This is a genomic window from Actinomycetota bacterium, assembly GCA_030776725.1.
Classification (GTDB): Bacteria; Actinomycetota; Nitriliruptoria; order Nitriliruptorales; family JAHWKO01; genus JAHWKW01.
This window is the reverse complement of sequence record JALYHG010000052.1, coordinates 21,411-27,410: the sequence shown is the minus strand read 5'-3', so window position 1 is coordinate 27,410 and position 6,000 is coordinate 21,411. Positions and strand designations below refer to the sequence as shown.

Here is a 6,000-nt window from a genome sequence, read left to right as displayed (position 1 = left end):
TGATCAGCTCCAGTCGGGAGATGTCATCGTCGGTGTAGAGCCGGAACCCGCCGGCCGTGCGGTCCGACGGTTCGATCAACCCGACCTCCTCGTAGTAGCGCACCGTGCGCAACGACAACCCGACCCGATCGGCGACCTCGCCGATCTGATGGGTGGCGTCCTGCACCATGCGCGCTCCCCCGGCTGCTCGTCCGACGTGCATCCGCGATCCTACCCTGAAAACCTCCACTAACGTGAGGGTTCGGTGCGGCGGATGCCACGGTGAACGACACGGGTTCCGCCAGATCGAGGTCCTCGATCACAGCCAGTGTGTTCACCCGCGGCCGGGTCTCTCCCGCGCAACTCGCCGTCCGCGCCACCGAGCAGACGTGTGGGTCGGCGCCGACAAGCCGCCGCCCTTCGTCGAACGTGACCCCGAGGACAACCCCGCGCTGGGGGTGCGCGGTATCCGCCTCAGCCTGAAGCGCCCCGCCCTACTGCGCGACCAGCTCCGCGCTCTGCTGCACGCCAGGACGATGGTCGCCGAGGAGCGGTCGGGGCGGTTGGCGATCATGTTCCCGCTGGTGTCCGCCGTCTGGGAGCTGGTCGAGGCCCGGCGGATCCTCACCGAGGTCGCCGACGAGGAGACGGTCGACCTCGACGACATCGAGGTCGGGGTGATGATCGAGGTGCCGTCCGCCGCGCTGGCCGCACGACGGCTCGCCCCCCACGCGGACTTCTTCTCCATCGGCACGAACGACCTGCTGCAGTACCTGTTCGCCGCCGACCGGCTCAACGCCGAAGTCCCCGAGCTCCAGGACGTCTGCGACCCGGCCGTCCTCGCTCTCATCCGCGACGTCATCGACGCGGGGCACGCGGCAGGCGCCTGGGTGGGCATCTGCGGCGAAGCCGGCAGCGACCCCGTCTGGCCGCCGCGATGGTGGGTCTGGGCATCGACGAGCTGTCGATGACCCGCGCGGCCATCCCGGAAGTCAAGGACACCCTCCGCCATCTCGACAGCGCCGACTGCCGTAGCGCCGTCGCGCACGCCATCGAAAGGGCGTCTGACGGGCCCGCAGCACGCCGGATCCTGCAGCAACGGCTCGGACTCTGACCTGGGCCGGCGCGTGGCAACGGTGAGGAACGGCGGCCATTCACTCGCTAGGTACCGGGCTAGGACCGGTCTAGGACAGCTTCCACACACCCTTCCGGTGGGACCGACTGGCTGAAGTAGACGTCGCCTTCTGGAGGTGCATCGCATCCCTCCAGTCGGCGTTCGCCGAGGTGGTGCTCGAGATCGACGGGGATCTGTTCGAACGCGAGGTCATCGGTACAGCCTTCGTCCTCGCCGGGTATCCGACGCCGGACGAAGGTCTCGATCGAAACGCTGTCGGCGGTCTCTGACACGTCCACATGATCGAACGAACCGCACGAGACCGCGCTCGGGACGGGGACGACGACCCTCAGCCTGTTGCCATCGGGAGGTTCGGCGAGCCTCCAGTCGGAACGCTCGACGGCATGGGCAGGGGAAGACGCCGCCGTTGCAGTCCCGGCGTGACCATCGGGATCCGAGGGACTCGCGCGTCCGCAGCTCGCCAGGAGGACCGCGAACACGATGAGCGTCAAGAGCGGACGTCGGTTGGTCATTTCATCTCCGCGCTGGGACGATGGCGCTCCACGGGGTGAGACGCGGCGGCCTGTTCCAACGTTGCATCATCGACGGGGGCGGGGCGAGCCGGAGAGGGCGCGGGAGCCTGCGCGACGTCGACTTGCTGCTGCTCACTCGACGGTTCGTAGTGCCACTGCGGGTCGGATCCGACTGGCCCGGCGTGCTGGCCAGGCTGCTGCCGCGATCGATGCCAGGAGCGTCATGCCCAGGAGGATGGCGATCTCGATCCACGGGATCTGGAAGCGCACCTCGAGTCCCCCGAAAGCGGCGGCGTTGCTGACGAGCTGGTAGGCGGTCGCGCCGCCCAGCACGGTTCCGATGATGATGCCCTGCAGAGCGATGAACGCGGCCTCGAGCATGAAGGAGCGTCCGACGGTGCCGGGTTGCACTCCGATGCTGCGCAGGACACCGATCTGCTGGCGGCGTTCCCGGACGGCACGCACCATCACGACGCCCAGGCCGGCGATCCCGACCAGGAGTCCGAGCATCAGGTAGCCCTGCAGGATGCGCATGAACTGGCGGTTCTGCTGCTGCCGCTCGGTCACGATGGCTCGGAAGCTGCGGGCCTCGACGCCGTGGTCGATGTGCTGCTGCTGGAGGGTGGTGGCGATCCGTTGCGGGTTGGCCTGCTCGTCCACCGCGACGTACAGCCGGTTAGCGGGGACCTTGGGACCGAGGATGGCCACCAGGCTGTCTTCGGACATGAACGCGCCGGAGAAGGCGAGCCCGCCCTTCGTGATCCCCACGAGCTGACGTTCGTCTCGTTCGCCGGTGAGCGGGTCGCGGACGTCGACGGTGTCGCCGAGCTGCACCAACTCGTTGGAGCCCGCCTGCTGGAGGAACTCGGCATCGAGGATCATGGTCGAGGGGTCGTCGAGCACGTGCTCCCAGACGGTCTCCTCGTCGGGGAGGCTGGGTAGCCACCGGTCCAGAGCGGGCGGTCGGGTTCGCAGTAGCTGGCGGTCGTAGCCGGAGGCGAACCAGCGGCGGAAGTCCTCGCCGCCTGGGAGGCGGAACTCAACGTTGAACGCCGCGTGACGCAGCGGCGACACGAGTTCGACGCCGTCCATGTCACGTACGGCGTCGGCAGGCAGGGGGTCGCTCGCGTTGCTGGTGACCAGCAGGTCGTACCCGCCAGACTCAGCGTCGGCGAACACGTCCGGCTGAGCGCCGATCACCTGGCCGAGTAGCGACACGAGCACCAGGGTGAACACGATGAGCGCGTACATGGCCAGGGTCATGGTCGTGCGGAACGGTCGGGCCAGCGGGTAGGCGAGCCCCAGTCGCGCGACGACGCTTCCGCTGCCGCCGGCCATGCGGCGCACGAGCCGTCCGACGCTGTCCTGGTTGCGCGCCAGCACGATCACCGCGGCCCCGGTGATGACCAGCCCCTGGACGACGAAGACGACGACGTCGGCGTTGCGGAACGCGTCGGGGAGCACGGTGGGCACCAGCACGCCCCACACCACCACGAGGACGCCTAAGACCGTGACCGCGCGGCGCCGACCGATGACCGGGCCGAGGAGCGCAACGAGCCCACCGGCCAGGGCAGCAGGACCAACGAACAGCCCGACGCCACCTTCCGCCGCGAGAGCCGCGACCGTGGCCGCCCCGCCCAGCGAGGTGGCAAGCAGGCCGACGACGACGCGGAGCACCGGCCGCCGAGGCCGCGGTGGTTCGGGGAGCTCACGGATAGCTCGGATGATGTTCAGCCGGCTGATGCGCACGCTGGTGGCCAGGATGGTCACCAACGAGATGAACAGGCCGACCAACAGCCCCCCGACGACGCTGCTGGCGTCGGCGGCGAAGCGCAGGTCGGGCGTGAACCCTCCCGGCGCTGCCGACAGGCCCCTGGCGAGTTCGATGATCGCGGCACCGACACCGATCCCGGCCACGGCGCCCACCACCGCGGCCACCGCCGCGTAGATAGAGCCCTCGAGGAAGAACGCCCGCACGAGCTCGGTGCGCTGCATCCCCACCGCCCGCATGATCCCCAGCTGGGTTCGACGCTCCTGCGCCAGCATCACGAACACGTTGACGAGCAGCAGGATCCCGGCGACCACTGCGAACGCACCGATACCGAGGAACAACTCCTGGAGGTACGCGCCGACCTCGTCGGCGGTCTCGAGCAGCTCCTGCTTGCTCGCGGTGACCTCCACTGCGGGCAGCGTGGCGATCCGCTGCTCGATGAGGCTGGTGACCTGGTCGCTGTGCGCCGCACCGGTGAGAACGCCACCCTGGTTCGAGACGAAGGCGAGCGAGGTCGGCGGGGACGCCGGCGGCGTCTCGCCGGTGGCGGCCAGCTGCTCGAGCGTGCCGGGCGGCAGGAAGACGTTGAAGCTGCGGGCGCCGAGACCCGTGCTGTAGCCGGCGAGCCCCACCTGCGGCAGGACGCTGGCGACCTCGAAGCTGGGACTGCGGCCGTACGCGAAGACGGTCACCTCGTCACCCGCGCCGACGTGCAACTGCTGCGCGAGGTCGGCCGAGATCGCCACCGCACCGTCCGCGGGTGTCGACGCGGCGTCGAGCCCCGTCGCCGCTGGGTCGTCGCCGAGCTCGCGAGCCTCGTCGAAGTCGACCTCCAGCAGGAGGACGTCGGGCTGCACCGCCGGGTCGTCGCCTTCGACGCGGGCAGCGGCGGTGCCGCGGCTGCGCCACCCGAACGCCACCCCGTCGACCTGCGCGCGCTGCTCGAGTCCCGATAGGGCCTCCCGCAGGGCGGGCAGCGCGTCGGGCCCGGGTGCCGTCACCGTCTCGTCCACCGGACCGAGCTGGGTGAACGCACCGGCCTGCAACGAGCTCTCCAGCGCGTCGCCGACCACGAGAGAGCCGGTGATGATGGCGGTGCCGAGCAAGGCCCCGAGCGTCACCAGCGCGGTCTCGGTGGGACGCCGCATCGCCGACCGGACGCCGAGTCGGCGTGCGGCGGGGTGGCGGACCGCCGTGACGGCCACCACCGCACCCGCTGCAGCAGCGAGCGCGCCGAGGACCACGAGTGCCGAGCCCGTCATGTGCGCGCCTGGTCGCCGACGATGACGCCGTCGCGCATGGTCAGCAGCCGGTCGGCGCGCTCCGCGATGGACTCGTCGTGGGTGACGAGAACGATCGTCAGCCCCTCGGCGTTGAGGTCCCCGAGCAGGGCCATCACCTTCTCGGCGGTGACGCTGTCGAGGTTGCCCGTGGGCTCGTCGGTCCACACGATCTGCGGTTCGGGCGCCAGCGCCCGGGCGATCGCGACGCGCTGCTGTTCGCCGCCCGACAGCTCCGCCGGCCGGTGGTCCACCCGACCCGCCAGGCCGACCTGGGCCAGGACCTGCTCGGCTCGGCGACGGGCCTCACGGGGCCGTACGTCGGCGAGGAGCAACGGCAGCTCGACGTTCTCCGCGGCGGTGAAGACCGGAACGAGGTTGAACGCCTGGAAGATGAACCCCATGGAGGTGCCACGGAACGCCGTTCGTTCACGGTCGGACATGGCGTGGATGTCGCGACCGGCGATGAAGACCTCACCCTCGTCCACGTCGTCGAGACCGGACAGGCAGTTCAACAGCGTGGTCTTCCCGGAACCGGACGGTCCCACGACGGCGACCATCTCCCCCCGCGCCACCACGACGTCCAGACCGCGCAGCGCCTGGACCTCCGTCTTCCCACTCCGGTAGGTCTTGGCGACACCATGGGCTTCCACGATGGGATGGGTCACGCTGCGCCTCGTGGTGGCCGCATGAGACGCGCTTGGGCGCTCACCCATGGGCGCCTCGTGCCGTGGCGTCCTCGGAGTCGCCTCTCCGACGGGGCTCGGTCGCCCGGTACAGGGCCTCCAGGTACGCGTCCTTCTCGGCCGGCGCGGCGACCTCGACCACGATGACGCCTTCGGTCACGTCAACGTCGAAGGAGAAGAAGGCGCAGCACCCAGACTCGCGTCGAACGAGTTCACGGAGATCCTCCTCGAGTCCTTCCTTGCGGTCGAACGTGAGCCGGACGCCGCCGGAGGTCCGCTTCCTGTCGCGCAGTCCGCGTTCGACCACGTTGGCGAACTCGACGCTGCGTCTCGCCGCGCCCTGCTCATCGAGCGTGCACGACGCTCCTGCGTCATGGAGCGGTAGCTGCGACAAGGTCTGCCTTTCCGTCGCGTGTGTGCTGGCGGAGAGCCGTCACGTGCGCCGTTCGAGGTCATCGCGGCGCTGGAGGTACTCGTCGCGGTCGATCTCGCCGCGCGCGTAGCGCAGCTCGAGCGTTTCGAGGGCGGTCGACGCACCCGAGCGGCCGCCGTCGCTCAGCGTGCGGACCAGCCAGACCACCCCCGCGATCAGTGCTGCCAGCACGAGCACCGTGAATATGAACATGAAGATCATCAT

General features: G+C 69.8%; 6 protein-coding genes. 1 reads left to right on the top strand and 5 read right to left on the bottom strand.

Annotated features, from left to right (window positions below; translation table 11 throughout):
• A partial coding sequence (locus tag M3N57_02370) for a MerR family DNA-binding transcriptional regulator (protein MDP9021544.1) occupies positions 1-169 on the bottom strand: 169 nt, incomplete at its 3' end.
• 199 nt (positions 170-368) lie between these two features.
• Between M3N57_02370 and M3N57_02365 the strand changes: the two genes are divergently transcribed.
• Positions 369-950 carry a hypothetical protein gene (locus M3N57_02365; GenBank protein MDP9021543.1) on the top strand — a complete coding sequence of 194 codons (582 nt, stop codon included), beginning with the start codon at positions 369-371 and terminating at the stop codon, positions 948-950.
• A gap of 808 nt (positions 951-1,758) precedes the next feature.
• Here M3N57_02365 and M3N57_02360 read toward each other — a convergent pair.
• Genes M3N57_02360 through M3N57_02345 form a run of 4 tightly spaced genes read right to left on the bottom strand, consistent with a single transcriptional unit; the run spans position 1,759 to position 5,988 of the window.
• Positions 1,759-4,659, bottom strand: a complete 2,901-nt coding sequence (locus M3N57_02360; GenBank protein MDP9021542.1) for an ABC transporter permease — start codon at positions 4,657-4,659, stop codon at positions 1,759-1,761.
• Positions 4,656-5,345 (bottom strand): ABC transporter ATP-binding protein, encoded by a 690-nt coding sequence (locus M3N57_02355; GenBank protein MDP9021541.1) that lies wholly within the window; start codon positions 5,343-5,345, stop codon positions 4,656-4,658. The genes M3N57_02360 and M3N57_02355 overlap by 4 nt, the downstream gene beginning before the upstream one ends.
• Before the next feature lie 40 nt (positions 5,346-5,385).
• Positions 5,386-5,757, bottom strand: coding sequence for a hypothetical protein (locus tag M3N57_02350; protein ID MDP9021540.1), 372 nt, complete (start codon positions 5,755-5,757; stop codon positions 5,386-5,388).
• A gap of 39 nt (positions 5,758-5,796) precedes the next feature.
• Positions 5,797-5,988, bottom strand: coding sequence for an SHOCT domain-containing protein (locus M3N57_02345; protein MDP9021539.1), 192 nt, complete (start codon positions 5,986-5,988; stop codon positions 5,797-5,799).
• Positions 5,989-6,000 lie beyond the last annotated feature (12 nt).

What these genes read in the sequence shown, in the direction of transcription:
- M3N57_02345 (MDP9021539.1), bottom strand. Translation starts at nt 5,988, where the DNA reads ATGTTCATATTCACGGTGCTCGTGCTGGCAGCACTGATCGCGGGGGTG.
- M3N57_02360 (MDP9021542.1), bottom strand. Translation starts at nt 4,659, where the DNA reads ATGACGGGCTCGGCACTCGTGGTCCTCGGCGCGCTCGCTGCTGCAGCG.